This is a genomic window from Azospirillum sp. 11R-A, assembly GCF_049472615.1.
GTDB lineage: Bacteria > Pseudomonadota > Alphaproteobacteria > Azospirillales > Azospirillaceae > Azospirillum > Azospirillum palustre.
Genome location: NZ_JBCEBL010000001.1, coordinates 223,377 through 249,000, shown reverse-complemented (window position 1 = coordinate 249,000; position 25,624 = coordinate 223,377). Strand labels below are relative to the sequence as shown.

The window sequence follows — 25,624 nt, the reverse complement described above, 5'->3', positions numbered from 1 at the left end:
GAAGCGGGGCAGAGCGTTAGGCCGCCGTCTTCTGGACGATGACGCTCTGGACCAGCTTCTTCAGGGCAACGAAATCGACGGGCTTGGTCACCAGTTCGGTCGCACCGATGTCCAGGGCGCGCCGGCGGTTTTCGGTGTCGCCATAGGCGGTGACCATGATCACCGGCACATGCGGCGCTTCCGCACGAAGACACCGCAGGAAGTCCAGTCCGCTCATCCCCGGCATATTGATATCGCTGAGGACAAGAACAGCTTCCGGTTGCAGGCCGGTGTTCAAGCTTTTCAGCGCCTCTTCGCCAGATGCGGCGAAATGAAGCGCCAGTTCACCACGGCGCAACTCTGCGCGAAAGCGCTGGCGAAACAGATCCTCGATATCCGGTTCGTCATCGACGACGAGGATTCCCAGGGTCATGTCTTTCGGCGCTCCCCTAGCGACATGGCCGTCACGGTTCGTGGCAGCGTGATCGTAAACTCGGCATGCTCGTTTTCGACGCTGGATACGTCGAAACGGCCCCTGTGTTGATGTACCACGATGTCATAGCTGAGTGAAAGTCCTAAGCCGGTTCCTTCACCGGTAGGCTTCGTGGTGAAAAACGGAGTGAAAAGCTTTTCGATCACTGCGGTAGTCATGCCGATGCCATTGTCGCGAATTCTTATGGAAACGTCCAACCCTCTCGTTTCGGTTGTGATTGTCAGTGCAGGTTCGTAAGCGGGATTGCCGCAGGTCAGCTGTTTTTTGCGGACGGCGTAAAAGCTGTTCGTGAACAAATTAACCAGCACACGCGAGATGTCCTGTGGAACCAGCTTCACCTCGCCCACCGCCGTGTCGAATCGGCGGTCCAGGGTCGCGTTGAAGCTGCGGTCCTGGGCACGCACGGCGTGGTAGGACAGGGCCAGCGCCTCCTCCACCAGAGCGTTCAGATCGGTGCTTTGCCATTCGCCGCCGCCCCCGCGCGAATGGGCCAGCATGCTCTTGACGATGTTGTCGGCCCGCCGGCCATGGTCAGCGATCTTGCGCAGGTTGCTTTGCAGGCTGTCGACCAGATCGTCCACGTCGGTGCGGGTCGCTCCCTCCAGATGGTCGTTCAGCGGCTCCAGCAGTTCCAGCAGCTCGTCCAGCAGTTCGCCCGACAGTTCGGCGAAGTTGTTGACGAAGTTCAGCGGATTCTTCAGCTCATGGGCGATGCCGGCGGTCAGCTGGCCGAGCGAGGCCATCTTCTCCTGGACGATCAACTGCTGCTGGGTCTCGCGCAGCTCCTTCAGGATCGCCTCGGCCCGCTCCTTGGCCTGGCGAAGCTCATCCTCGATGCGCTTGCGGTCGGTGATGTCGTGGTGGGTGATGACATAGCCGCCGTCCGCCCGGGGAGCCGTGCGGATGTCCAGGATGCGGCCATTCGAGGGAACCTGGCGTTCGGAATTGATGACGCCCTTGACCAGGAAGCGGGTGCACAGCTCCGCCACGGTCTCCTCGCAGGGGACGTCGCCGTAATCGCCGCGCCGGTGGTTGTAATGGAGGGTTTCGGCCACCGGGGTGCCGGGCGGGAACATGCCGGGTGGATAGTCCCACAGACGGAAATACTCGCTGTTGGCGCCCTCCAGCCGCAGGCCGCGATCCAGCATCAGCACGCCGTTGGGCATGGCGTCGATGGCCGCCTGCAACAGTTGCCCCTGATGCGGGATCTCGGCATTGGCCGCCTGGGGTCGCATCTGGGTCAGCATCTCCATCACCGCGGGCGCGCCGCCCCAGTCCACCGGTTCGAGCAGCTGGTCGAACCACTGGATGCTGGTGTCGGCCCGATGGCGCTTGATGCGGCGGGCCAGCGGCTGGATCGGGCCCTGCTGGCAGCGGGCGTAGGCGTTGCGCTCCGCCATCCGGGCGTCTTCCGGAATCAGCGCCATGATGTCGGGCAGGGCCATCACTTCCCCGACCGACTCGTAGCCCAGCAGGCGGGCAAGCGTGCCGCTGCAATGAAGGATCACGCCGTCGCGGTGGACGATCAGGCCGGGCATCGCCGCAACCAGCTGGTCGTGGTAGTTCTGCGCCCGGTCCAGCGAGGCCGCGACCGACTCCTCCGGGGAGTAGGACGACAGCGGGGGCAGGGCTCGCAGCAGGTCGGCTTTGTCGTCCATGAGTGGGTCCCGAAGATGTCGTCCGCAGGGCTCGGTCACTGATCCGAAAGGGTCAGGGGGCGTCCAGTGGCAGCCGCAGGATCACGCAGGTCCCGCGGCCGACCTCGCTGTCGATGTCGATCTCGCCGCCAAGCTTGCCGGTCACGAGATTGAACACGGCATACAGCCCCAACCCCATGCTGCCGGCGCCGCGGCGGGTGGTGGTGAAGGGTTGGAACAGCCGCGGCTGGATGTCGGCGGGGATGCCCCGGCCGTTGTCGGACACGCGCAGTTCCACCCGCTCGTCGCCCATCATCCGGACCGAAACCGTGACCTGTCCCGGACGGCGGATGCTGTCCTCCGGCTGATCGCTCTCGCTTATACCGAAGCCGACGGGGGCGGGCGCCGCCTCGAAGGCATGGGCGAAGGCATTGGTCAGCAGGGCCAGTAGCACCTCTGTGAGCGCACCGGGATAGGTGTCGAGCGCCAGCCCGTCCGGGCATTCCAGCACCAGCTCATGCCCGGCGGCGGCCGGCTGCACCTGCACCGCCAGCACGATGTCCGACAGGTAGTCGCGCAGGCCGACACGGCTGCGCGGCGAGCTAGCCTTGCCCTCCGTTACCAGCTTCAGGCTCTGGATCAGGGCGGCGGCGCGTTCGATGTTGGCGACCAGCAGGGTGGAGACCTCGCTGGCGGTGCCGACATAGTCCTGGAAGTCGCTCTTGCGCAGCTGGCCGCCGTTGAAGGTCATGATGATCCCCTCCGACGCCGTCTGCAAATGGGTGGCGGCGGTCAGGGCGATGCCGACGGGGGTGTTGATCTCGTGCGCGACCGCGGCGATCAGCTGGGCGATCACCGCCATCTTCTCTGCCCGGATCAGGTCGGACTGCATGCGCTCCAGGTCGGCCAGCGCCTGTTCGGCCGAATCCTTGGCCCGGCGCAGCGCTTCCGCCTGAACCTTGCGTTCGGTGATGTCATAGAGCCAGACGATGAAGACCGGCTGGTTCTCGTAGCTGGTGCGGTCGACGGACATCGCCATCCACACCGTGCGCCCGTCCTCGCGCACATAATGGATCTCGTCCGACACCGATAAGGCGTCGATCCCCGCTGCCCGATTCGGCAGCCGTTCCTGGACATGGCGGAACAGGGTGGGGGCGCAATGGTGCTGGAGCGTGTCGGCGGGGACGCCGAACAGGTCGGTGCAGCGCTGGTTGCAATAGACCGGATCGCCGGCTTCGGTGATGATGGCGACACCGATCGGGCTGCCGTCCAGGACCCGGCGCATGCGGGCGGCCTGGGCGCGCGACGCCGCCTCCGCCGTGCGGGTTTCCTGAAGCGCGTCGCGCAGGCGGCGCACGGACTGGCAGGCTTCCAGCGTCTTGTGGATTGTGGCTTCCAGGTCGGCAAAGTCGATGGGCTTGATGATGAAGTCGAAGGCGCCGCGGTTCATCGCCGCGCGCACGTTGCCCAGATCGCCATAGGCCGACACCATGACGGCGCGGATGTCGGAATTCACCTGCGGCAGATGATCCAGCAGCGTTAGCCCGTCCATGCCGGGCATGTTGATGTCGCTCAGCACCATGTCGATGTCGGGCCGGGCGCGCAGGGTCGCCAGCGCCTCCTGCCCGTCATGGGCGAACAGGAATTCCAGTTCGCCGGTGCGGACGGCGCGGCGGAAGCGCTGCAAGATCAGCGTTTGGACGTCCCGCTCGTCGTCGACAACCAGTATCTTGCCCATCCCGCCTTCCTACCGCCAACCCGCCGGACAGGCGGGCCGTTCCGTCGGAGCCGCGTCATACGCCGATCCGTGGGCCTCACCATAAGCGCGCATCGCCCGAACGGGAAGGGCCGTGGCGTATGGCACTCCATCGGTTGTATGCCGCCATGGGCGCATGGCTGGGCCGGACCGCAAGCGGAAATCCCCTGATCCATATGGAACGTACATGCCGGAAAGGATAGCACGGGATTTCAGCACGGCCAGACGATTGTAAACGATTAGAGTCTAATCAATCTTTCGATCCATGACCGGCGGCTCTCCGGCGCCCTGGCTGAAGGCTTGATCCGCCAGCGGCAGGGTGAACCAGAACGACGCCCCGGTGCCTGACTCGGCGACCGGTCCGGCCGGCGCATCCTCCACCCCGATCCGGCCGCCCAGATGCTCGACGATCCGCTTGGCGATGGCCAGTCCCAGCCCGGTGCCGGCGGGCTTGCCGGTCAACGCGTCGCCGGACTGGCGGAAACGGTCGAACACCAGGTCGCGGTCCTTCGCCGGCACGCCGAGGCCGCTGTCGATCACCGCCACCCGCAGAGCTCCGTCCTCCAGCCGGGCGACCAGCCGGGTCCGTCCGCCGGGCGGGGTGAATTTGGCGGCGTTGGACAGCAGGTTGACGACGACCTGGATCACCCGGTCCACATCGCCGTGCACCGGCGGCAACCGTTCGGGCATGTCGACCGACAGGGCGATGCCGCGCTCGCGGAACAGCGCCTCCGTCGCGGCAACCGCCTCCGTCAGGGCCTGTCCGGCGTCGATGGTTTCGATTCGCCAGTCCAGCGCGCCGGCCTCGATCTTCGCCATGTCCAGCACCTGGTTGATCAGGCGGGTCAACCGCTCGCTCTCCTTGATGATGACGGCCAGGAATTCCTGCCGCTGATCGGAGTCCAGTTCGGGGTCGTCGTGCAGGATTTCGCTCAGCGCCCGGATCGAGGTCAGCGGCGTGCGCAGCTCGTGGGTGACGGTGGACAGGAAGTCGTCCTTCAGCCGGTCCAGCTCGGTCAGCCGCTCGTTGGCGGCGCGCAGCGCGTCGGTGGCGCGTTCCAGCTCTGCCGTCTTGCGTTCCAGTTCGCGGCTGTGGGCGATGACGTCGCTGGTCTCGTCCAGCATCCGCAGAAGCTCCGCCGCCTCCACAGCGCCCGCCGAGACGGAGGAGGCCAGCGCGACGCGGGCGGACGCTCCGCCGATGGCACCGGCGAGCAGCCGTTCGGCCAGCCGCAACCGCTCCGGTCCGGCCGGCTCGTCCGGATCGGCGCCATCGAAGGCACGCCCGGCACGCTGTGGACCGAGGAAGCGGGCGACCACGCGGGTGAGGTCGCCGACGCTGGCCGCACTGCGCCAGTCGGACTGTACGGTTGGCGTCGGCGTCGCGCCGTCCGACACGGAGTGGAAGGCGTCGACGAACGCGGTAGCCTGCACCCGTTCCGCCGCGCCCTGCCGGTCGAACAGCGACAGGCCGACATAGGCGCCGATGTTGGCGAGCGCGGTCCAGAACAGCGAATGGGCGAGCGAGTCCCACCCTTCCAGCCCGAACAGCGCGTAGGGCCGCAGGGCCGCGATCCCCCATGGCCCCTCAGTGATGAAGCTGGACGGCAGCCAGCCCGAACGCGCGAAGCTGGGCAGCAGCAGAGTATAGGCCCAGACCAGCGCACCGGCCGTCACGCCGCCGATGGCGCCGCGCCGGGTCGCTCCCCGCCAGTAAAGGCCGCCGATCAGCGCCGGGGCGAACTGCGCCACCGCGGCGAAGGAGATCAGCCCGATCGACACCAGCGCGTAGGCCGAGCCCGCCAGCCGGAAATAGCCGTAGCCGAACAGCAGGATCGCCACGATGGCGATGCGCCGTACCGCCAGCAGGAGCGGCGCCAGATCGGCCGAGCGGGCCAGCGCCCGCGACCGGGTGCGCAGCAGGATCGGCATCACCAAGTCGTTGCACAGCATGGTGGACAGCGCCACCGTCTCGACCACGATCATCCCCGCCGCCGCCGACAGCCCGCCCAGGAAGGCCAGCAGGGCCAGCCATCCCGCACCGCCATTCAGGGGCAGGGCGACCATGAACAGGTCCGGGTCCATCCCTCCGCCGAAGGTCAGCAGCCCCGACAGCGTCACCGGCAGGACGAACAGGTTGATCAGCAGGAGATAGAGCGGGAACAGCCAGATCGCCCGGTCGAGATGGCGCTCGTCCGTCGATTCGATGACCATCACCTGGAACTGGCGCGGCAGGCACAGCATCGCCGCGGCAGACAGGATGGTGGTGGCGACCCAGGCGCCCCATGGACCGCCGCCGGACGCGGGATCGCCGAGCGCCGCCTCGCTGCCCATCAGGCGGGCGAGGTCCGGGCGGGTGGCGGCGGTGGTGAACAGGCTGCCGAGCCCGCCGTGCAGGCCCCAGACCACGAAGATGCCGACCGCCAGGAAGGCGACCAGCTTCACCAGCGATTCCAGCGCGATGGCGGCGACCATGCCCGGATGATGCTCCGCCGCGTCGATCTGGCGGGCGCCGAAGACGATGGCGAACAGCGCCATCACCGCCGCGATGAGAAAGCCCTGGTCGAGGAAAGGCTCGGTGGGCGTGCCCAGTCCGCCGCCGGTCAGCGCGTCGAAGCTGACGGCCACCGCCTTGAGCTGCAAAGCGATGTAGGGGGTCACGCCCAGCGTGGCCGTCAGCGCCACCAGACCGCCCAGCAAGGGGCTGTGGCCGTAGCGGCTGGCGAGAAAGTCGGCGATGGAGGTGATGCGCTGCGCCTTGGCGATGCGCAGGATCTTGCGCAACAGCAGCGGCGCCAGCAGCATCAGCAGGGTGGGGCCGAGATAGACCGGCAGGAATCCGATGCCCAGGGTCGCCGCCCGACCGACAGACCCGTAGAAGGTCCAGGTGGTGCAATAGACGCCCAGCGACAGGGCGAAGACGGTGGGGGAGGCGATGACGCTACGCCCCGCCGCTTCCCGCCGGTCGGCCCAATGGGCGATGGCGAACAGGGCGGAAAGATAGACCAGCGCGGCGATCAGGACGGCGGCCCAATCCAGCCCGGCCTCCATGCCGTCCTCCTAGCGTGCCCGGCCGGCGATTGCCGCCAGCGCGATCACCGCCGCCCAGATGCCGAACACCCCGCCATAGAGCGCCGGCACCCCCAGGATCGTTCCCTTCACCCCGAACAGGCCGAGCAGCGGCGGGTTGAACAGGGCGGCTGCCAGCAGGAACAGGCCGATCATCCGGTCGCGATACCGGCCGGAGCCCGGCTCATGGCCCGGTGTCGGGTCGGACGCGTTCAAAAGGCGCGTTCCCGTGCGGCCAGTTCGACCAGGATGTTGGCGCCGCGGATGGCGTCGTCCAGCGTTCGCACCTCGCGTTCGCGCAGCATCTCGATCATCCGCAGGAACACCGCGGCGGTGACCAGGCTGTCGCCCAGCGCGGTGTGGCGGTCCACCACCTCGATGCCCAGCCGTTCGGCGATGCCGTCCAGCGTGTGGTCGCCGTCATTGCCCAGAAGCATGCGCGACAGCAGCATGGTGTCGAGAACCGGACAGTCGAAGGCCACCCCCGCCGCCCGTTCCTTCATCTTCAGGAATTTCAGGTCGAAGGCGGCATTGTGCGCCACCAGCACCGCCCCGGAAACGAAGCTGCGAAACTGCGGCAGCACGGCGCCGATGGTCGGCTTGCCCGCCACCATCCCGTCGGTGATGCCGTGGAAGGGCACCGACTCCGGCGGGATCGGCCGTTTCGGATCGACCAGCGTGTTGAAGGTCTCGCCGGTCAGGATGCGCCCGCCGACGACGCGGACCGCGGCGATCTGGATGATCTCGTCGCCGGTGCTGGGCGACAGGCCGGTGGTCTCGGTGTCGAACACCACGTAATGCAGCCGGTCCAGCGGCGTGCGGCCAAGCTCGCTGGTCGCCAGCGGCTGGTGCAGCAGCCCGAAATCGAAGAACTCGGGCCGGGCGCCGGCCTTCGGCCGCGGCTGGGCGGTGCGCGGCGACTGAGCCGGCGGCAACGGCACGCGCAACCGGGCGCGGGCGCTATCGGTGGCACCGTCGGTGGGCAGCGGCTCGCTCCAGGCGGTGCTGCGGTGGTGTTGCAGGACGTCGCCGGCGCTGAGGCCGCCCAGACCGTCGGGCAGGGTCTGATCCAGCCAGCCGTCCAGCGTGGCGCTGGACACCGCCGGCCCCTGCCAGACGAGGTCGAGATAGACCCAGCGGTCGCCGTCCTGCGGGCCGGCCGCCTCCAGATCGAAGGCGGTGGCGCCGGTCAGCGCCTGCACCCGCCCGATCAGATAGGCGAACAGCAGGACGAGGCTGTGGCTGTCGCCATGCACCCATTGCGGCAGGCCGGTCAGCGTCACCGTGGTGGCGGACTCGGCCCCCACCCGGTGGGCGACGAGGGTGATCAGGTTGTTGGAATGGATGTCGCTCATCGGCCAGCTGCCGGTGACGACATTGCGGTAAGCGTTGGTCACCCGCTCCAGCCTTTGCGACAGGCTTGAGCAGGAGTCCAGCATTGCGCTTTCGAAGGCGGCGCGGTCGCCGGGGCCGAGGTCGGGCGCGTCGTACAGCGTCTCCACCGCCGCCCGCAGGTTGGCGATGGGCGCGCGGAACCCTTCCGTCGCCTCGCGCAGCAGGGAGTCGCGCTGGCCCAGCGCCGCCAGCTCGCTGGTGGCGTCGGACAGGGTCAGAACGTAGCCGGTGATTGTCGGCGGTTCGTCCGACGCCGGGTCGGGGTCCTGCAGGATGGCGCTCATCCGCCCTTCCAACAGGATGCGGCCGTCGGTGGTTGCGCCGACGAACTGGGCGGTGGTGCCATGCTCGTGATTGACATGCCGCCCTTCGCGCACCCGCAGGGTCAGCCGTTCCAGCGTGTGGGTCACCGGCTCCGCCACCACGAAATGCAGCAGCGAGCGGCCCAGCCCAAGCTCCCCCGTGAGATGCAGGATGTCGAGGGCGGTCTGGTTGTAGAGCAGGATCTGGTGCCGGGTGTTGCAGACCAGCACGCCTTCGTGCAGGTCGCGCAGCACGGCGGCGAGCTGCGTCTTCTGCTCCTCCGCCTTGGCGGTGGAGTCGGCGACGGTGCGGGCGATGTCGCGGCGGACCTGGGCCAGCTTGTCCGACAGATCGTTCACCGCGCGGGCGATGGGCAGCAGGTCGCCATAGCGGGCCAGCGGCACCCGACCGCCGACCGCCCCCTCGGCATTGCCGTGGGCGATCAGCCCGGCCTCGCGGCTCAGGGTCTCGGCAGCGCGCAGCAGATAGCGGTCGACCGCCAGCCACAGTCCCCACACCGCGGCGGCGCAGGCCGCCGTCATCACCACGGCATAGGTCAGCAGCGGGTCCGACGCGTCCGACCCGCGCACCGCCGCCGCCAGCCCGACCGCCAGCGCCACCAGACCGATACCGGCGGCGCGGAAGGCCAGCGGGATCATGCGGCGCGGCAGGCGCGCGGGCGGAGGAACGTCGCCGCTCTTCCGGTCCGGCCGCGGCCCGTCGAGCGCCGGGGCGGTCATGGCGCCGGCTCCACGCTGCCGGTCGCGGTCAGGCCCAGATGGCGGCGGACGGTGGTCAGCAGGTCGCGGGTGGAGAAGGGTTTGGTGATGTAGTCGGTAGCGCCCAGCGCCAGCCCCTTCTGCCTTTCGACGTCGCGGCTGCGCGCCGTCAGCATGATGATCGGCAGGGTCTTCCAGGCCGGGTTGGTCCGCAGGGTCTGGCAGACGTCGAAGCCGTCGCGCTTCGGCATCATCGCGTCGAGCAGGATCAGGTCGGGAGTAAAGGTCTCCACCGAGCGCAGCGCTTCGTCCCCGTCGCGGGCGATGCGCACGTCGAACCCGGCGCGCTGCATGAGAACCTGGAGCGACAGGACGATGCTGGGCTCGTCGTCGACAACCAGGATGGTCGGCTTCATGGCTGGGCGTCCTCCGGTGCGCCGGTCTTGTGCCGGCTTCCCAATTTGCGGCCGGGGCAATGCATTCGTGCCCTGGAATGTCCATGGTACGAGCAAAGAGAAGCGGGGATCAAGCGGCACTCCCGGCTCCCCCGACCAAAGAACGGGGGTGGAGTCCGAAAGAAAAAGCCCGGCCGCGACCAAATGTCGCCGTCGGGCTTTCGTTGGGATGACACGGTGTCGCAGGGGCAAGGACCGGCCGGCGTCCGTCGCCGGCCCGGCCCGGGATCAGCGCGTCGTCACGACGACGGGGTTGAGCCCCATCTTCGATTTCAACTGCTCAGCCTCCCGCTTGGCGGCGGCCGGATCGGGGTAGCCGCCGACGCGCACCGCGCGCCAGGACCGGTTCGAACTGTCGGTCCAGTCCACCGTGTATGCCTGGAACCCGTTGCCCTGAAGCCGCTGGACCAGCGAATCGGCGTTCCCCGTCACCGAGAAGCTGCCGACCTGTACCGTGTAGCGCCCGGCCGGCGCCTGTGCAGCGGGAGCGGACGGGGCGGCGGCCTTGGCGGCCTGCTTGGGCTCGCCAGTGCCGGAGGATGCGGTCGGCGGGGTGGCGGGGGCCGCCGGCGTCGCGGCGGATGGACGCTTTGCCGCCTCCTTGGGCGGCGCCAGCATCGCCTGCAACGACCCGGTGTCCGCCGGTGCTTCCTGCTTGGGCGCTTCCGGCTTGGCTGCTTCGGGTTTCGGCGACTCCGGCTTCTGGACCGCGGGAGCGCTTTCCGCCGGTGCCGCGGCGCGCGGCTTCGGAGCCGCGGCGGGGGCGGTGGCCGGGACGGACGGTGGCTCCGGCACTTTCAGGACCGGCGGCGGGCTGGCGGGCAAAGCGGCGACCGGCGGCGTTGGGGCGGCGGAGGGGGCCGTCTGTGCCGGCGCCGACTGCACCGGAGGAGTCTGCGTCGCGGCAGCCGGCGGCGTGGTTGCCGGGGTCGGCAGGCTTCCGGTCGCGGGCGCCGTGGTGCCGGGTGCCGGGTTGGCAGGCGCCTGGTTGGCAGGGGCGCGGGTGATGGCAGGGGCAGGCACCATCGGCGCCCCGCTGTTGGCGGCCGTCGTCACCGGCGCCGGATCGCCCGAGCCGACATACACCACGCCGACGGCAATGCCGCCGGCAGCGACCAGGGCCAGCGCGATCTTGCCCAGCGGCAGGCGGCTGCGGGCTGCCGGCTCCTCCTCCTCATACTCCACGTCGTCGTCCTGCGGGTCGGCCCGCAGATCTTCGTTCAAGGCGCGAAGCAGCTTGGCGATGTCCTCGTTCTCCGGCGGCGGAGTGTCGGAAGGTTTGCCGTTGGCCTTCATCTCGTCCTTGAAAGTCGGTGTCGTCAGGGTGGGAGCCTGCCGGTACGGTGGCTTGAGCGTCACGGTCGACCTGCGCTTGCCCGTCATGGCGGGCCGGCTGAAAGCAGAAAAAGGGGCCTTCCGCGCGCCAGGACCGCGGAACACGGACCGGCTGCGGAAAGCCCCTTCTCCTTATCGTATTTTGCCGCCCCTTCAAACCGCCATGCGGTCGCGCCCGGCAGTCGGGCGGCACAAAAGAAGGGACCTCAGCCCTGATGCGGCCGGGTCGGGTCGACCGGCTGGGCGGTGGTCGTGGTGGTGGCGGTCGGCGCCGGCTGAGGCGCAGCCGGCTGTGCAGGAGCCGGGTTGATCGCGGCCGGAGGAGCCTGGGCCGGCGTCTGGGCGGTGGTGGTCGCGGCGGGCGGCTGGGCCTCGTCCTCGTCCTTCAATCCGGCCTTGAAGGCCTTCACGCCCTTGGCGATGTCGCCCATCACATTGGGCAGCTTGCCGGCGCCGAACAGGAGAAGCACGATGACCAGAACGATCAACCAGTGCCAGATGCTGAAACTGCCCATCGATCAATACCTCTGAAAAACAGTCGGAACGGATGTCGTCGCGGTCGCCACCAATGTGAGTGCCCCTTCCGCGCCGCACAAGAGGGGCATGGCCGGGAGCCGTGACAAAGGCGGTGCCGTCAGGCTGCCGGGCCGCTTTCCGCCGGCTCCTCCGGCAACTGGTGGCGCATGATCAGCGGTGCCTGGAAGGCGCTGAACAGCAGGGTCAGCGGCATGATGCCGAACACCTTGAAGTTGACCCACATGTCGGTGGCGAAGTTCCGCCACACCACCTCGTTGAGCACGGCCAGCAGCAGGAAGAACCACGCCCAGCGGATGCCCAGCGTGCGCCACCCGTCGTCCGACAGGCTCAGAACCGTGCCCAGCAGGCGCTTCATCACATTGCGCCGCGTCATGTGGGCGACGAACAGGACGATGGCGAACAGCAGGTTGACCAGGGTCGGCTTGATCTTGATGAACAGGTCGTCCTGAAGCCACAGCGTCAGGCCGCCGAACAGCAGCACGAACCCGGCGCCGACCACCGGCATGATCGGGATGCGTCGTTCCAGCCGCCAGGACACCGCGAGCGCGATGGTGATGGCGACCATGAAGACCGCGGTGCCGGTCATGATGCCGGCCTGCGAGTTGGCAACGAAGAAGGCGGCGAGCGGGCCGGCCTCGATCGCCAGGCGTGCGAACTGGTTCATGGTCCCTGACATAGCCCGAACCGGTCGCCCATGAAAGGGGCGAATGTCGACGCACGAGACATTCGGGAGCACACTCCCGCCCATGAATAAGGAAAATATGACGGTGACATCGCGCGGCCCCCGATGACGGAACGTCAGCGGGGCTTTTCTCGCGTCGAGTGTTTCGCTAACTCTTTCGTCATCCGCCGAACGGCGGGGGACCGGACGAAGGGCAGGGGACCATGGAAGCCGCCGAGGTGAAGGACCTGATCGACGAAGCCCACGAGCGGGAACGGGCCAAGCACCGCCCCGCGGGACATCACCATGCCGAAGAGAAGGACGAGGGCGGGCATGGGGTGAAGATGTCCACCGCCATCTACATCTCCGTCCTGGCGGCGGTGCTGGCCATCGTCAGCGTCGCCGGTTCGAATGCCGGCAAGGAACTGATGGCCAGCGCCATCGAGGCGTCGGACAGCTTCGCCTATTACCAGTCCAAGACCCAGCGCCAGATCAGCCTGCGTCTTGCCGCCGACGAACTGGAACTGCTGTCTGCCGGCATGCCGGCGGACGCCCAGGCCAAGGCTTTGCAGCGCTCCACCGAATACCGCCAATCGGCCGACCGGATGGAGGCCGACGACGGCAAGAACAGCCGCAAGGATCTGCTGGCCAAGGCCAAGGCGGCGGAGGTCCGGCGCGACCATGCTGCGGCTCAGGACCCCTATTTCGACTTCGCCGAGGGCATGTTGCAGCTGGCCATCGTGCTGGCGTCTGTCTTCGCCATCACCAACCGCGGCTTCATCCTGTGGGCCAGTCGCGCGCTGGCGGCGGCCGGCGTGCTGATGGCGGTGGACGGCTTCAGCCTGATCCTGCCGCTGCCCTTCCTCTGACCCCTCAGAACTGGGCTGACAGACGCAGGGAGCCGTAGTTGGTCAGCGACTTCTGGCCTTGGAACTCCGGCGTCTGCAAGGTCTGGGCGTAGGTCAGGCCATAGCGGCCATAGCGCAGCGTCAGGCCGGCCTGCATGCTGCCGACCAGCGGATGCTTGGCGACCGACCGGCTTTCGCGGAACGTGTTGCCGTCCAGGAAGATGTTCCGCGCCACAGCCCGGCCCTCGGCACTGGCATAGACGTACCAGGAAAAGCGCCCCGGCCTCTCCGAATAGGGGTTGTCCTGGTAGGGGATGCTGGAGGTCGGGCGCGTCACCAGCGCACCGACCGGCGGCGGCATGTTGCCGCCGAGCCGGACGGTGCCCCCCGCCGCGGCGAAAGTCAGCACATTGCCGACGCTGCCGGCGACATGGGGGCTGAAATCCCATTCCAGCGGGCCGAGGCTGTTGGGCTTCTCGTCGCGCCAGACATGCTCGTAGCTCAGCACGACACCCGGCTCGTCGCGTAGCTGGTAGTTCCAGCCTTCCGGATAGGTGGCGCCGTCGACGATCTTGTGGACCGTCTTCTGCGTCTGCTCCGCCAGCGACGCCGGGCCGACCATGCCGAGGTCGAGGTCGATGCGGTCCACCGCCCGCGGCGCCTCGTTCAGCACCGACACGCGGCCATAGAGCCAGCCGGCATAGGGCCGGTCCTTGGGGTTCGGGTTGCGGGCGGTCAGGTCGCTCGGCGTGTAGATGTTCTGGCCGAAAGCGAAGCCGTAACGCCGCACCCCGCCCGGTTCGATCCAGGGCACGACATTGGCCAGCCAGTCGATGTTGCCGTAGGTCGGCCGCGCGCCGGAGAAATAATAGAACTGGAACCCGTTCGTGTAGTAGCGGTCGGTCCCGCCGCCGAACAGGTCGTTGTCGATCCAGAAGCCGATGGCCGGGCCGGAGGTGGCGGATTCATCGCCGGGGGGAGGCGTGGTCTCCTGCGCATTCGCCGCCGATATGCCCGCCGTCGCGGTCAGCAGCAAGGTCGCAAATGCTGCGGCCAAAGTGGGGCCGCTCTTCGTCACCATTCCGGCACGCTCCATCCGTTTCGCGAGATAACGGACGGAGGCGATGTGTGTTGCGATGCGGCGCGGCCTCTTTGGGGGTAGGGGGCCGGTGCCTCGGTCGAGGATGCCCCCCGCACCCTCACACCAGCGTCCGCAATCCCTCCACCGCTTCCTCCAGCGTCAGGTCGATGCGCTTGATCCCATGCAGCGCCAGGAAGCGCGCCTCGTTCTTCGACAGTTCGCCGGGGATCACCGCCCAGTGGCTGTCGGAGGAGCGCTTGGCGATCTGGCGGGCGAAGGTGCGCTGGATCTCCTGGTCGAAGCGGCAGCCCAAATACAGGAAATGACGGCCGGCGCGGCGGTCCTGGACAATGGCGGGGATCGGGGTCTGGATGTCGATTTCCGTCAGGATCTCGACATAGTCGCTGTCGGAGATCAGGTAGTTGCCGGCCGGCGTCACCGCCCCCGACGGCTTGTAGAGCACGGTGTCCCAGCCGGCCGCCGCCTCGGCGGAGGCTTCGGCGCCGTCGGGGGCGTAGTAGCGCACCCATTCGCCGGTCGATTGCGGGTGCGACACCCCCTGGATCTGGCCCCAGGTCCGGTCGGTGGTGACGCTCAGCAGGTTGTCCAGCACATTGTCGTACCAGACATCGACCAGCAGCGGCGGGGCCGGGATCGCCGCCAGCAGCGCATGCACCGGGGTGGCCGGCACCGTCTGCCGGAAGATGTCGTTGAGGATGGTCTCCAGCGTCTTGCGATGCTTGCGCGTCTCAATGAACTGGGCGACCGCGGTCAGGCTGGCGCGGATGCGGCCGGGGGCGGCGACCTTGGCGTTCAGGCGCTGCACCAGCTCCGCCGAGTTGCGAGGGATCGGACACTGGTCTGGCAGCAGCAGGTCGAAGGCGCCGGGGCCGAGATAGGGCACCACCTGCCGCGCCGCCAACGCCGCGGCGATGTCGGCCAGGGCCGCGGCGGTGTCCGGAACCGTGACGGAGTCGGAATCGGTTGCAAGCGTGGTGACGGTCATGGATGCCTCTTCCCTTGGGGGCTTCACAGATAGATCGCGGCGCCGGCACCGGTGTTGACGCTGGCGTCCTTCAGCGTTTCGACGATGAAGGCGACCTGATCGCGGGTGATCTTGCGGTGCAGCGGCAGGGCCAGCACGCGGTCGGCGGTCTTGGTGCAGACCGGGCAGGCTCCGCGCCCGGCGCGCAGTTCACCGAGCGCCTCGATGTAATATTGCTGGGTGTGCAGCGGCTGGCGGTAGTCGCTGGCGTCGATGTCCTGGGTGTCCAGATCCTCGATGATCGAGCGGCGGCCCGACGCGCTGAAGCGGGTGCCGAGATGGACGCAATAGACCATCGGGTTGACCACCTCGGCCCCCGGCCCGCGATAGGGCGGCTTGATCCCCTCGAAGCTCGCCATCGCCGCGTCGTAATAGGCGATCACCAGATTGCGGCGGGTCAGGATCTCCGGCAGGCGCTTCAACTGTACCAGGGCGAGCGCGGCGTTCAGGTCGCTCATCCCCGCCTGCCAGGGCAGGGTGCGGGTGATGACCACGGTGTTGCGGTGCTCCGTCTCGCGCCGGCGCATGTAGCGCAGACGGTGGGCGAGGTCGCGGTCGTCGGTGACGATCATGCCGCCCTCGCCGGCCAGCAGGATGCCGGGTTCGGAAAAGTCGAAGACCGCGGCGTCGCCGAAGGTGCCGACCATCTGCCCCTTGTAGGTCGAGCCGATGGCCTCGGTCGAATCCTCCAGCAGGATCAGCCCCTTGGCATCGGCCAGCGCACGCAGCTCGTCCCAATGGGCGGGGTGGCCGTTGACGTTGGCGGCCAGGATCGCCCTGGTCTTCGGCGTTATCAGCGCCGCCGCTTTCTCCGGGTTGATGGTGTGCTGCCAATAGTCGATGTCGACCAGCACCGGCGTGGCGCCGGACAGCGCCACCGCGTGCTGCACCTGATGCCAGCCGAACGGACTGCACAGCACCTCGTCCCCCTCGCCGATGCCATGGCCCTTCAGCATCAGCAGCGTGGCCATGGTGCCGCTGGACACCGCCACCGCATGGTCGCGGCCGACATAGGCGGCGAAGGCGTCCTCGAAGGCCCGCACCATCCGCCCGTCGCTCAAGGCCCCGGAGGACAGCAGGCGGCCGAGCATCTCGACCTCGGCACCGGAGATGTCCGGATCGGTCAGCGGGATATAGTCGTCCAGCCCGTCATCGTCGGGGGAAGCGGGGTCCCATGCTGCGGCGGCTTCGCTCATTCACTCGTCCTCGTCCCGTTGGGCGATCACGACGCCGGTGGCAAGCTCCGGCTTGTCGGTGATGAGCCAGCAGTGGTTGTTGCCGTCCACCAGATGCAGGTCGAAGCCAGCCTCTTCCCGGAAGGGAGCCTCCGCCATCACCGCGGCCATGGCGCCGGTGACGGTCTTCAGGTCCGGGTTGGCCTCGCGCACGCTGCGGACCACGGCGTCGAGCTTGCCGCCTCCGGCGAACAGCCGGCCGGCCAGAGTGGCGATGCTGTCGATGCGCTCGGGAGACAGGGCCATGGGCGTTACTCCGTGCCGCGTTTTTTGGCTTCTACGGTGATCGGCAGGCGGGTTTCCGCCGGCATCTCCGGCAGATCGAGCGTCCACCCGTTGGCAACCTTGACCCAGCCGCCCCACAGGCCCGGCCTCTCCATCTCGACGATGGGTTCCTCCAGGTCCTTCTTGGCGACGTAGATCGTGTACTGGTCGGACGCCTTGCGGATCATCACCTTCATCACCGACACTCCATCCTGTTGTTTGGTTTATGTTTTTTGTTCAGGCAACGACCAGCCGGGCATGCAGGGCCGGCAGTTCCGACAGGACGGCGTCCACCTCCGCCGCCGTGGTGTAGCGGCTCAGCGAGAAGCGCAGGCTGGCGGCGGCCTCGGCGCCGTTCAGCCCCATCGCGGCCAGAACATGGCTCGGCTCGTTGCCGCCGGACGAGCAGGCGGCTCCCATCGACACGGCGATGCCGGCGCGATCGAGCCGCATCAGCAGTTCTTCAGCGTCCACCGGATGGCCGCGCCCGTCGGCGAAGCGGATGTTGCTGGTGTTGGGCAGACGGGCGGCGCCGGCGCCGTTCACCGCCGCGCCGGGCCAGCGGGCGAGGATGCCCTGTTCCAGCCGGTCGCGCAGGAAGGCGGTCAGGTCGGCCTCGTCCAGCCAAAGCGAGGCCAGCGATGCGGCGGCGCCGAAGCCGACGATACCCGGCACATTCTCCGTCCCGCCGCGACGGCGGCGCTCCTGATGGCCGTGGATCAGTGCGTGGAAGGGCGCGCCCTTGCGGACATAGAGCGCGCCGACGCCCTTCGGCCCGTGCATCTTGTGGGCGGACAGGGTGACGTAGTCGGCGATGCCGCAATCGACCGGCACCCGGGCCGCCGCCTGCACCGCGTCGCTGTGGAACAGGGCGCCGTGGGCATGGGCGATGGCGGAGGCCCCTTCGACCGGCATCAGGACGCCGGTCTCGTTGTTGGCCCACATCATGGAGACCAGCGCCGTCGCCTCCGTCACCACTGCGGCCAAATCGACCAGCGAGGGCAGGCCGTCGCGGTTCACCGGCAGGATGGAGACGCGCCAGCCGCGCTGGCGCAGGTCGTCGAACAGGGCCAGCGTCGCCGGATGCTCCACCGCGGTGGTAACGATGTGGTCGCGGCGGTGGTCGGTCTCTTCGATCACGCGCAGCGCACCGAGGATGGCGGCGTGGGTCGCTTCGGTGGCGCTGCCGGTCATCACCAGATCGGCCGGCTTGGCGCCGATCAGGGCCGCGACCTGCGCCTTGGCCTCGCTGACCGCGCGGCGGGCGGCCATGCCGGCGGAATGCGGGCTGGACGGGTTGGCGAATTCGCCGAACAGGTGCGGTAGCATCGCCTCGCGCACCTCCGCAGCCAGGGCGGTGGTGGCGTTGTTGTCGAGGTAGATCGTCATCGCATCGCTCCCCATCGCATCACGCACCATCACATGACACCGGGCACGCCGCGCCGCGATCCGTCGGCCGGGACGATCTCCTCCTCCAGGCAACCGACGACGGTGCCGCCGGGGAACTCCACCAGATAGACCGGCAGGCTGCCTTCCTCGGTGCGGCCGACGCGGACGATGGTGCCGGGGGTGCCCCTGGGCGCTAGCAGTGCACCGTCCGGCACCTGTGGGTGGCTGCCGTCGTTGAACAGATCCTCCTGCACCGTGACCCGCAGGCCCCAGTCGTACAGCGGTTCGCGCGGCGGGATGAAACCGGGCTTGGCAGCGGCTTCGACGTCTGACATCGCGAGGCTCCTTATCGGTGGGGACCAGCTGGTTTGGCCTGGGGCTTCCGGGCTCGGTTCACTGGGGGTCGTTGCAATGGGCGTCGATCACCTGAAGCTCGCGCGCGCGCATGCCGACGACGACCTGTTTCTCAAAGAAATCAATGGCATAGATGTAATACATCTGCAGATAGGTCCCGATGGAGATGACATAGCCGACATCGCCCTCGCGGATCAGGAAATCGCCGACCGGCCGGCCGGGATAGGTGCCGTCGTTGCGCACGTCGCGCAGGGCCTTGACCTTGAATCCCTGCTCCAGCACCGGCGGACCGACCAGCTCGTTGGCGTCCTCGGCACTGCGCGCGCGTTCGCGGCGGTATGGGGCGGCTGCTTCGGTGTCGGTCATGGCGCGGGTGCTCCGTCCGTTGAGGGGCCGCTAGAGGGGCGGGAGGTCGTTGGCGATTGTGAGCCCGGCGGCGAGACCGGCGGCACGCTGGCGGGCGATGGCCCGCACCTCCTCCTCCGGGTCGTCGAGCAGGGATCCCAGCTGTCCGGCATCGATCCGCCCGGCGACGGCGAGGCGGACCATCCAGTCGGCATCCTGCAGCAGGATGTGCAGCTTCGACGCCGGCAGCCGTTGTGCCACCACCAGCCGCACTCGCGGGCTGTCGTCCCAGGCGAGGCTGGGCAGCCAGTCCATGGTCAGGCGGCGGGCGACCTCCACCCGCACCTCCGGGTCCTCGTCATGCATCATCGCCGCCAGCATGCCGTCCGGGATCCGCCGCACCACCCGCAGCCGGACCGAACAGTCGGGATCGCGCATCAGCGGGGCGAGGTCGGCGTCCTCCAGCCGGGTGGTGACGGCGATCCGCACCTCGCGGTCGGGATCGTCGCGCAGCTTCAGCAGCAGCCGGCGCGGCAGCCGACGGGCCAGGACGGAGCGCACCGTTTCGTCCGGGTCGTTCATCAGCCGGGGAAGCTGGAAGATCGGGGCGAAGCGCGCGGCATTCGCCCGGACCTCGAAATAGGGATGGTCGAGATGGCCGGCCGACAGATCCGGGTTCCATTCGAAGAAGCGCTGGATGCGCTTGGCGTAGCGGTCCTCGACACAGGTCTTCAGCGGCAGGCAATGACCGGACAGCTTGCCGCCGGGGGGCAGGACAGTGGTTTCCGGATCGAGCCGGCGGTCGCGGTGGGCGCAGGCGGTGCAGTCGATCGATTCACCTCGCCAGTCCAGGGCTTCGAGGATGTCGTCGCTCATGCGCCGGCCTCCTCAAGCTCGTCCTCATGCTCGCGGCGGTCGGCGACGGCGATCAGGCGGGAGGCGCCGAAACGGTCGTCGGGGTCGAGATCGCGGACCTTGGTCAGCGCCTCCCGCCCGGCGTCCATCCGGCCGCTGCGCAGCAGCAGGTAGCCGATGGCGACCAGGGCGAACTGGAACAGGCGGGGCGCCGGTTCCAGCCCGCGGAAATCGGCGGTGGCCGGTGTGATGCTGCGCCAGTCCGTATGGTTGACGCCGAGTGCCGCCATCGCATGGCCGAGCATGCGCTCGCCATAGACCAGCGCCTGACCGAGGTTGGCCTTGTAGAAGTGGAACTTGTAATGGCCGAGGTCGACCAGGCGATGGCCGGGGGCGACCTCCGCCGCGCGGACGAGATGGGCGAGCGCCGCCTCGCTGTCGGCATAGCTGGCGGCGGCCAGATGCAGGCAGCGCTCCGCCTCGGGCGGAAGATCCCCGCCGTAATAGCGGCGGGCGAGCCAGTCCTCATCCACCTCGTCCAGCATGGCGCGGTGCTCCTGGGGTTCCCCCTCTCCCCAAGGGAGAGGGGACTTCACATCACGCCGGGACGCAGCAGTCGGCCGGGCAGACGGCGGCGCATTGCGGGCTGTCGAACTGGCCCTGGCATTCGGTGCACTTGGCCGGGTCGATGACGTAGGTGCCCTTCTTCAGGCTGATGGCGATGTTCGGGCACTCGGCCTCGCAGGCGCCGCAGACGGTGCATTCGGCGGACTTGATCTTGTAGGCCATGGCTCTCTCCTTGGGTGATGGGATGGCTGTGGAAAGGGGGAAAGGGGGGTCAGGCGCGGCGCGCGGTCAGCGCCCCGGTGCGGATCACCGCATCCTGGCCGGCGCGGGACTGGACGACGCCCTGGCCGAGCCGCTCGGCGTAGTCCTTGAAGTAGGCCAGCGCCGATTCCTCGATGTAGTCGAAGGCGAAGCGGTCGACCGGTTCGATCCCGGCGTCGGCCAGCGACTTGGACGGGCAGCCGCCGATCTTGGCGACGAACACCGCTGTGCAGTCGTTGATCGCGGCCAACACGCCGTCCAGCGTGTCGACGTCGCCGGAGCCGCCTTCGCAATACTGGTCGACGCGGCGGTGGCCGACGAACTTGGCGCCGGCAGGTCCGACCTCGTAGATCTGGAATTCCTTGGCGTGGCCGAAATGCTCGTTGATGCGCTCGCCGCCCTTGGTGGCGACGGCGATCAGGATTGGATCGACGGTCAAGCCGATGCTCTCCCGGACGTCGGCCTGGGCTGCGGCCTTCGAGGCATTGCGGCCGGCGCGCTCGGATTCGACATGTTCGCGGTAGGTGCGGCGGGCCTCGTCGTCATAGTCGACGATGCCCATCGCCTCGATCTTGTCCGCGGTGAATTCCTCGCCACGGTCCTCGCCCAACAGGCCGACGGCGTCGGCGCGGCACTGGCGGCAGTGGCGCATCAGCTTGGCCCCGCCCTCGCAGGCGTCCTGCACCACCTTCAGCTCCTGCGCGGTGGGGCCGCGCTGGCCGTTCAGGCCGAACCAAGTGCCGTGGGCGGGGTCGGAGATCAGCGGCATGATGTTGTGCAGGAAGGCGCCGCGGCTCTTCACCGCCTTGTTCACCTCCAGCAGATGCTCGTCGTTGACCCCGGGGATCATGACCGAGTTCACCTTCACCAGGATGCCGCGCGAGGTCAGCATCTCCAGCCCAAGCATCTGCTGCTCGTGCAGGATCTTGGCGGCGTCCAGCCCGGTCCAGCGCTTGTGCTTGTAGAAGATCCACGGGTAGATCTGCGCGCCGACCTCCGGATCGACCATGTTGATGGTGATGGTGACGTGGTCGATGTTGTACTGGGCGATGGTATCCACATGGTCGGGCAGGGCCAGACCGTTGGTGGACAGGCACAGCTTCAGGTCCGGCGCCTTCTTCTGCAGCATTTCGAAGGTGGCGAAGGTGTTCTTGCCGGCGGCGGCCAGACTGTCGCCGGGGCCGGCGATGCCGATCACCGACAACTGCGGGATTTCCTGGGCGACGGCGAGGATCTTCTTGAGCGCCTGATCGGGGGTCAGCTTTTCGGAGACCACGCCCGGCCGGCTCTCGTTCGAGCAATCGTATTTGCGGTTGCAGTAGTTGCACTGGATGTTGCAGGCCGGGGCGACCGCGACATGCATGCGGGCGAAATAGTGATGCGCCTCTTCCGAGTAGCAGGGATGGTTCTTCACTTTTTCCCACACTGCCGGGTCCATGTCGGCCGGACCGTCGGAAGATCCGCAGGACGACGACGAACAGCCGGACGCCGCCTCGGGTGCTGCCGGCGTCATGGCTGGCGGGGCCAGTTCCCCCAGCCCGAAGATGCTGTCGAGCGAAACCACGTTGCTCATCATCCACTCCTTCCCTGCCGTGCCGGACGACACCGTTGGACGGAAGAATGAAAAGCAAGTTCGGGGCCAGAAGAAGAAGCGAAGGAATTACAAAGGCTTGCTCGGATTTGTCGGGGGTGCGGACGCTGTCGTCATTGCGACAATGGCGGGGTGGGCGGAGGGCTTTGTCGGGGTGCCGACAAACCGGTCAGGCCAGTTCGGCGCGGAAGGCGACGACATGGTCCTGCCCTTCGTCGCGCGCCTCGGCCCCGAAGCCGATCAGGCCGCTGCCGACCAGCTTGGTCGCATCCCGGCGCAGCACCAGCGGCGGCGACCCGCCGCTGCGGATGAAGGTGCCGTTGGTGGAATGGTCGGTCAGCAGGAAGCTTTCGCGGGTGAAGTCGACCACCGCATGCTGGCGCGAGGTCTGGCGCGATGCGATGCGCAGGCCGCTGCTGTCCTCCCGCCCGATGGTGACGCGGGGCAGAGCCTGGCTCAGCGTGATGTCCTGCCCGCGATAGGCGAGGTGCAGGGTGACCATTCTGCGGCCGACCTCCGACACCAGCGAGAAGCCGAGCGTGGTGCTGTCGATGGCGTCCTCGGCATCGTTGCCGGTGCGGATTTGGTGGACGGGGATCGGGGCGGTCTTGCCCTTCATCGCGACGTTGCTCAGCGGCTTGGTCCGGCCGCGCAGGTCGGGTGACAAGCCCTCCACCAGAGCTTGGGTCGCCAGGATCTCGCCCGGCCGGGCGATCTGCTGCACCCGTGCGGCGACGTTGCAGGCGTCGCCGTAGAGGTCGCCGACCCCCTCGATCACCGAACCGAAATGGATGCCGATGCGCAGCCGCAGCCCGTACTGGTCCTCGATGCCGATCATCGCGCAGGCGGTGCGGGCGCTGTCGTCGCGCAACGGGAAGGCGGCGAGCAGCCCGTCGCCCAGGCTCTTGATGACGCCGCCGCGATTGTCATCCACCAGCCGGCGCAGATGGGCCAGCACCCGCTGCGTCAGCGCCGCCGCGGTGACGTTGCCGACGCGCTCGTACAGCATCGTGCTGTCGGCGATGTCGACGAACAGCAGGGCGAGGGGCTTCTCAAGCGAAGGCAAGACGGAAATCCGTTCGACCGGGGAGCATGCCATCGAATCGAAGGCCCGGCAGGGTAACACGAAACCGCAGGGTGCGCGACGGGGGTGCCGCCGGACGAGGTCCGGCTACCCGGTTTTCGGACCTAGAACCGCTTGATTTCGATGTTGTACTTGCGCAGCGCGTAGCTCACCTGACGCGTCGTCATGCCCAGCAGGCGGGCGGCCTTGGCCTGGACCCAGCCGGTCCGTTCCATCGCCCAGATCAGGCGGTCGCGCAGCGGGCCCGACTCCGGTTCGTCCAGCGGCAGGTCGGGCCCGGCCGAAGCCGGTTGCGGAGCCGGGGCGGACGGGACGGCCGGGGCAGACGCCGCCGGCTGGGGGGTGGGCAGGGGGACGATGGCCGAGGGCGGCAGCGGTTTCGAGGCGCCGCAGGCCGGCATCGGTCCAGCCCCGCAGCCCGACGCGCAGGCCGGCCACTGTGCTCCGTTGGGTGCTCCGCTCGGTGCTCCGTTAACTGCTCCATGCCCCCCCCCGTTGGCGGGGGCCGGCATCGCCGGCGGCATGGCAGGTGTCTGGGGGCGCCCCGGCGCGGGAGGCGCGACCGACGGGTTCGTCGGCGTTCCGCTCATCGACGGGGCCAGCCCGCCGACGGCGGCGCCCATGGTGCGGTACTGGAACAGGACCGACGAGTTGCAGAGATTCATGCTGCAGGACAGGTCGGGCACGCGGATGGTGCCGTTGCGGCACTGGGTCGCCGCCCGCTCGATGCAGTTCTCCAACTCGCGCACGTTGCCGGGCCAGGTGCAGCGGTTCAGCACCTCCAGCGCGTCCTGGGCGATGTCCAGATTGAGGCCGTTGTCGCGGCCGAACTTGCCGACGAAATGCTTGGCCAGCATGGCGATGTCGCCGCGCCGTTCGCGCAGCGGCGGCAGATGGATGGTCACCACGTTGATGCGGAAATACAGGTCGGCGCGGAACTTGCCGTGGCCGACAGCCTCCTCGAGGTTCAGGTTGGTGGCGCAGATCAGCCGCACGTCGGTCTTGATCGTCTTCGATCCGCCGACCCGTTCGAACTCCTGCTCCTGCAGCACGCGCAGCAGCTTGCCCTGGAAGTTGGAGGAGATGTCGCCGATCTCGTCCAGGAACAGCGTGCCGCCGGAGGCCAGCTCGAACCGGCCTTTGTGGTCCTTCTGCGCGCCGGTGAAGGACCCCTTCTCGTGGCCGAACAGCTCCGATTCCAGCAGCGATTCGGGCAATGCTGCGCAGTTGACACGGATGAAGGGCGCCTCCTTGCGCGGCGACAGGTTGTGGATGGCGCGCGCGATCAGCTCCTTGCCGGTGCCGCTCTCGCCGCGGATCAGCACGGTCGACTTGAAGGGCGCCACCCGGTGCACCTGGGCCAGAACGTCGACCATGTTGGGGCTGGTGCAGACCACGTCGTTGACCGGCGCCACCACCGGCCGCAACTCCTTCTGGACGCGGAAGGTCTCGCGCATCATGAAGCGCCGCTCTTCCGCCACCGTGCGGTGCAGGCGCACGGTCTGGCCGATCAGGTTGGCGACCATGGTCAGGAAACGGACATCGGAGCCGAAATGGCCGCTGGGGCCGTCGTCGGAGATGCGGTCGATGGTCAGCACGCCGATGACGGCGCCGGCCGCCTTGATCGGCACGCCGACCAGCGAGGCCACCTGCTCGTCCAGATCGTCGCGCCCGCCGGAGCGGTTGTTGAACAGCGGCTCCTCGGCGAGGTTGGGCACGACGGCCGGCATGCCGGTCTTCAGGATACGGCCGCTGATGCCTTCGCCCTGGTTGTAGTCGATCTCCTGCGCCGGCGAGTCCTTGGGCAGTCCCTGCGCGGCGACGAGGCGCAGAGCCCCGTCCTCGCCCTGAAGATAGACACGGCCGCGATGCATCTGCAGCTGGTAGGACAGCGCCCGCAGCACCTCGCGCAGGGTCTGTTCCAGATCCAGCGACGACCCGAGGATCTTGCTGACCTCGTAGATCGTCAGCAGCTCCAGGCTGGAGGATGACGCGGACTGGGCAGCACTCGGCATGTTCGATCCCCTCGCTCGGCTGGGGACCCGGGCCAATGCCGGACGGGAGAGTCCAGCCATCGCAAGCCATCGGGTCCCGGCGTCAGCGCCTTGATCCGTACCCCCCGAAAACCGCGGCGGCCGTTGGTCCGGCCATGCCGTTCATGTCCTGTTTTGGAGCCCGTCTTCCAGGCCGGGCATGGCTGCGACTCCGTTTGTACGCTGCCAGCCGGTGGAAAGTGTCCGTGACTGCTCGCGGAAAGGCAAGACCTTTTGCATAGATTCTATTGCGGCGCACAATGACCTTAGCCATTGGTGGAACGGCCGGATCATGTTAATAACTGACTGGTCAGTTATAAAGAGAGGCGCACT

Annotated in this window: 25 protein-coding genes; 1 reads left to right on the top strand and 24 read right to left on the bottom strand. The window is 68.1% G+C overall.

The window, feature by feature from the left end; all coding sequences use genetic code 11:
* Positions 1–16: 16 nt before the first annotated feature.
* The 10 genes from VH569_RS01245 to VH569_RS01200 all read right to left on the bottom strand — a co-directional run bounded on the left by VH569_RS01245 (position 17) and on the right by VH569_RS01200 (position 12,342).
* The gene (locus VH569_RS01245) at positions 17–412 is read right to left on the bottom strand and encodes a response regulator (protein WP_377808843.1); all 396 of its coding nucleotides are present in this window, start codon (positions 410–412) and stop codon (positions 17–19) included.
* A complete protein-coding gene (locus tag VH569_RS01240; RefSeq protein ID WP_423313367.1) occupies positions 409–2,130 on the bottom strand; it encodes a PAS-domain containing protein in 1,722 nt (573 codons plus the stop codon). Before VH569_RS01240 ends, VH569_RS01245 begins: the two co-directional genes overlap by 4 nt.
* A gap of 52 nt (positions 2,131–2,182) precedes the next feature.
* The gene (locus VH569_RS01235) at positions 2,183–3,847 is read right to left on the bottom strand and encodes an ATP-binding protein (RefSeq protein WP_423313365.1); all 1,665 of its coding nucleotides are present in this window, start codon (positions 3,845–3,847) and stop codon (positions 2,183–2,185) included.
* Positions 3,848–4,111: 264 nt separating this feature from the next.
* A complete protein-coding gene (locus VH569_RS01230; protein WP_423313363.1) occupies positions 4,112–6,916 on the bottom strand; it encodes an ATP-binding protein in 2,805 nt (934 codons plus the stop codon).
* A 9-nt stretch (positions 6,917–6,925) separates the two neighbouring features.
* Positions 6,926–7,150, bottom strand: a complete 225-nt coding sequence (locus tag VH569_RS01225) for a hypothetical protein (RefSeq protein WP_423313361.1) — start codon at positions 7,148–7,150, stop codon at positions 6,926–6,928.
* A complete protein-coding gene (locus tag VH569_RS01220) occupies positions 7,147–9,372 on the bottom strand; it encodes an exonuclease domain-containing protein (RefSeq protein WP_423313359.1) in 2,226 nt (741 codons plus the stop codon). Before VH569_RS01220 ends, VH569_RS01225 begins: the two co-directional genes overlap by 4 nt.
* Positions 9,369–9,767, bottom strand: a complete 399-nt coding sequence (locus tag VH569_RS01215; protein ID WP_098739272.1) for a response regulator transcription factor — start codon at positions 9,765–9,767, stop codon at positions 9,369–9,371. The genes VH569_RS01220 and VH569_RS01215 overlap by 4 nt, the downstream gene beginning before the upstream one ends.
* 267 nt (positions 9,768–10,034) lie before the next feature.
* Complete coding sequence (locus VH569_RS01210; RefSeq protein ID WP_423313357.1) at positions 10,035–11,165, bottom strand: SPOR domain-containing protein; 1,131 nt, start codon at positions 11,163–11,165, stop codon at positions 10,035–10,037.
* 182 nt (positions 11,166–11,347) lie between these two features.
* Complete coding sequence (locus VH569_RS01205; RefSeq protein WP_109096649.1) at positions 11,348–11,656, bottom strand: twin-arginine translocase TatA/TatE family subunit; 309 nt, start codon at positions 11,654–11,656, stop codon at positions 11,348–11,350.
* A 119-nt stretch (positions 11,657–11,775) separates the two neighbouring features.
* Positions 11,776–12,342, bottom strand: coding sequence for a septation protein A (locus tag VH569_RS01200; RefSeq protein ID WP_098739275.1), 567 nt, complete (start codon positions 12,340–12,342; stop codon positions 11,776–11,778).
* A gap of 221 nt (positions 12,343–12,563) precedes the next feature.
* Here VH569_RS01200 and VH569_RS01195 point away from each other — a divergent pair, with 221 nt between their 5' ends.
* Positions 12,564–13,208, top strand: a complete 645-nt coding sequence (locus VH569_RS01195) for a DUF4337 domain-containing protein (RefSeq protein WP_423313354.1) — start codon at positions 12,564–12,566, stop codon at positions 13,206–13,208.
* 4 nt (positions 13,209–13,212) lie between these two features.
* On the opposite strand, the gene VH569_RS01190 is transcribed toward VH569_RS01195, so the two are convergent.
* The 14 genes from VH569_RS01190 to nifA all read right to left on the bottom strand — a co-directional run bounded on the left by VH569_RS01190 (position 13,213) and on the right by nifA (position 25,273).
* Positions 13,213–14,268, bottom strand: a complete 1,056-nt coding sequence (locus VH569_RS01190) for a lipid A deacylase LpxR family protein (protein WP_423313352.1) — start codon at positions 14,266–14,268, stop codon at positions 13,213–13,215.
* 118 nt (positions 14,269–14,386) lie between these two features.
* On the bottom strand, positions 14,387–15,274 hold the full coding sequence (locus VH569_RS01185) for an SIR2 family protein (protein WP_423313350.1): 888 nt from the start codon (positions 15,272–15,274) through the stop codon (positions 14,387–14,389).
* 23 nt (positions 15,275–15,297) lie between these two features.
* A complete protein-coding gene (locus VH569_RS01180; protein WP_423313348.1) occupies positions 15,298–16,509 on the bottom strand; it encodes a DegT/DnrJ/EryC1/StrS family aminotransferase in 1,212 nt (403 codons plus the stop codon).
* Entirely contained in the window at positions 16,510–16,794 is a 285-nt protein-coding gene (locus VH569_RS01175; protein ID WP_423313346.1) for a hypothetical protein, read from the bottom strand. It lies immediately after the preceding gene.
* A gap of 5 nt (positions 16,795–16,799) precedes the next feature.
* Positions 16,800–17,009, bottom strand: coding sequence for a putative nitrogen fixation protein NifT (gene nifT / locus VH569_RS01170; protein ID WP_423313344.1), 210 nt, complete (start codon positions 17,007–17,009; stop codon positions 16,800–16,802).
* A 40-nt stretch (positions 17,010–17,049) separates the two neighbouring features.
* A complete protein-coding gene (locus VH569_RS01165; RefSeq protein ID WP_423313342.1) occupies positions 17,050–18,201 on the bottom strand; it encodes a cysteine desulfurase family protein in 1,152 nt (383 codons plus the stop codon).
* A 29-nt stretch (positions 18,202–18,230) separates the two neighbouring features.
* The gene (locus VH569_RS01160) at positions 18,231–18,536 is read right to left on the bottom strand and encodes a nitrogen fixation protein NifZ (RefSeq protein WP_098739283.1); all 306 of its coding nucleotides are present in this window, start codon (positions 18,534–18,536) and stop codon (positions 18,231–18,233) included.
* A gap of 58 nt (positions 18,537–18,594) precedes the next feature.
* A complete protein-coding gene (locus VH569_RS01155; protein ID WP_423313340.1) occupies positions 18,595–18,921 on the bottom strand; it encodes a nitrogen fixation protein NifZ in 327 nt (108 codons plus the stop codon).
* Between the two features lie 30 nt (positions 18,922–18,951).
* Entirely contained in the window at positions 18,952–19,776 is an 825-nt protein-coding gene (locus VH569_RS01150; protein ID WP_423313338.1) for a 4Fe4S-binding leucine-rich repeat protein, read from the bottom strand.
* The gene (locus VH569_RS01145; protein ID WP_423313336.1) at positions 19,773–20,300 is read right to left on the bottom strand and encodes a hypothetical protein; all 528 of its coding nucleotides are present in this window, start codon (positions 20,298–20,300) and stop codon (positions 19,773–19,775) included. The genes VH569_RS01150 and VH569_RS01145 overlap by 4 nt, the downstream gene beginning before the upstream one ends.
* Positions 20,301–20,352: 52 nt before the next feature.
* The gene (locus VH569_RS01140; RefSeq protein ID WP_014248512.1) at positions 20,353–20,544 is read right to left on the bottom strand and encodes a 4Fe-4S dicluster domain-containing protein; all 192 of its coding nucleotides are present in this window, start codon (positions 20,542–20,544) and stop codon (positions 20,353–20,355) included.
* A 49-nt stretch (positions 20,545–20,593) separates the two neighbouring features.
* Positions 20,594–22,159 carry a nitrogenase cofactor biosynthesis protein NifB gene (gene nifB / locus VH569_RS01135; protein ID WP_423313333.1) on the bottom strand — a complete coding sequence of 522 codons (1,566 nt, stop codon included), beginning with the start codon at positions 22,157–22,159 and terminating at the stop codon, positions 20,594–20,596.
* A 184-nt stretch (positions 22,160–22,343) separates the two neighbouring features.
* Positions 22,344–23,240 (bottom strand): adenylate/guanylate cyclase domain-containing protein, encoded by an 897-nt coding sequence (locus VH569_RS01130; protein ID WP_423313331.1) that lies wholly within the window; start codon positions 23,238–23,240, stop codon positions 22,344–22,346.
* A gap of 122 nt (positions 23,241–23,362) precedes the next feature.
* Positions 23,363–25,273 (bottom strand): nif-specific transcriptional activator NifA, encoded by a 1,911-nt coding sequence (gene nifA, locus VH569_RS01125; RefSeq protein ID WP_423313329.1) that lies wholly within the window; start codon positions 25,271–25,273, stop codon positions 23,363–23,365.
* Between the last annotated feature and the right edge of the window lie 351 nt (positions 25,274–25,624).